The following is a 1224-nucleotide window of genomic DNA, read 5'->3' on the forward strand; positions in this document are numbered from 1 at the left end:
GCGGGGGCCGGGTCACCGTGGTGGGTGCGGACCCGGCGACCTCGGTGTACCACGGCGGGGACGGCAGCCCCTTCCTCGTCGAGGCGGCGGGTCACTACCGCCACCCGGACACCGCGGCGGACGTCTGGCCGCTGTCCTACGACCCGGCGGTCGTCGACCGGATCGAGGCGATCCCGGACCGCGAGTCCGTGCTGACGACCCGCAGGCTCGCCGCCGAGGAGGGGATCCTGGTGGGCGGCTCGTCCGGACTGGCGGTCGCGGCGGCCCTGCGCACCGCGCGCGGCCTCGGCGCGGACGCCACGGTCGTCGCGATCCTGCCGGACTCGGGGCGGGCCTACCTCTCCAAGTACCACTCGACGGACTGGTTGCGGCGCACCGGTTTCCTCGACGACGACCGGCCGGACCTGCTGGCCGAGCGGATCCCCGACCGCGCCGTCGTCACCGTCACCCCGGACACGACGCTGCGCGCGGCCACGGAGCTGGCGGCCGAGGTCGGCGACGTCCAGCCGGTGCTGCCGGTGGTCCTCGCCGGGCGCAGCCCGCGCTTCCCGACTGCGGGCAGCGAGATCCTCGGCGCGCTGGACGTGCCGCCCCTGCGCGCGGGCCTCGTGCCGGGAGACCCCGACGCCGCGATCACCGTCCCGCCCGGCGCGCCGGTCACCGTGGGCACCGGCGAGACGGTGGCCGAGGCGCTGGCCCGCACGGCGGGGGCGGACGTCCTGCACGTACTCCGGGACGGCAGGCTGGCCGGGGTCCTCACCCGCGCGTCGCTGACCGCGCGCCCGCTGCAACGATCCTGACCGTGGCCCTGCCCAGCCGCGTCCGCCGCGGGTACGCACTCGGCTCGCTGGCCACCGGCACGTTCGGGACAGTGCCCGGCCTGCTCCTGCTGCCGTATCTCACCGACACCCTCGGCGTCGCGGCCGGTCTCGCCGGACTGATCGTGTTCGTGCCCAAGGCCTGGGACGTGGTGCTCAACCCGATCGCGGGCCGGGTGAGCGACCGCCGCGGGGTGCGCAGGCCGTTCCTGGCGTGGGCAGGCGTCGGCGTGGCGGTGACGTTCGCGCTGATCTTCGCGGGACCGGGGTCCCCGCCCGCCGTCGCGGCGGTCTGGGTGCTGGTCGCGTTCGTCGCGTGCGCCACCGCGTACGCCTTCTTCCAGGTGCCCTACAACGCCATGCCGGCCGAGATCACCGCCGACCCCGGCGAGCGGACGCGGATGAT

General features: G+C 76.1%; 2 protein-coding genes. Both read left to right on the forward strand.

Annotation, left to right across the window (positions count from 1 at the left end; translation table 11 throughout):
- On the forward strand, window positions 1–800 hold an 800-nt coding region (locus BLS43_RS29165; RefSeq protein WP_143030299.1), incomplete at its 5' end, for a pyridoxal-phosphate dependent enzyme.
- A 2-nt stretch (window positions 801–802) separates the two neighbouring features.
- A partial coding sequence (locus BLS43_RS29170) for an MFS transporter (RefSeq protein ID WP_218130069.1) occupies window positions 803–1224 on the forward strand: 422 nt, incomplete at its 3' end.

This window comes from Pseudonocardia oroxyli (assembly GCF_900102195.1).
Taxonomy (GTDB): domain Bacteria; phylum Actinomycetota; class Actinomycetes; order Mycobacteriales; family Pseudonocardiaceae; genus Pseudonocardia; species Pseudonocardia oroxyli.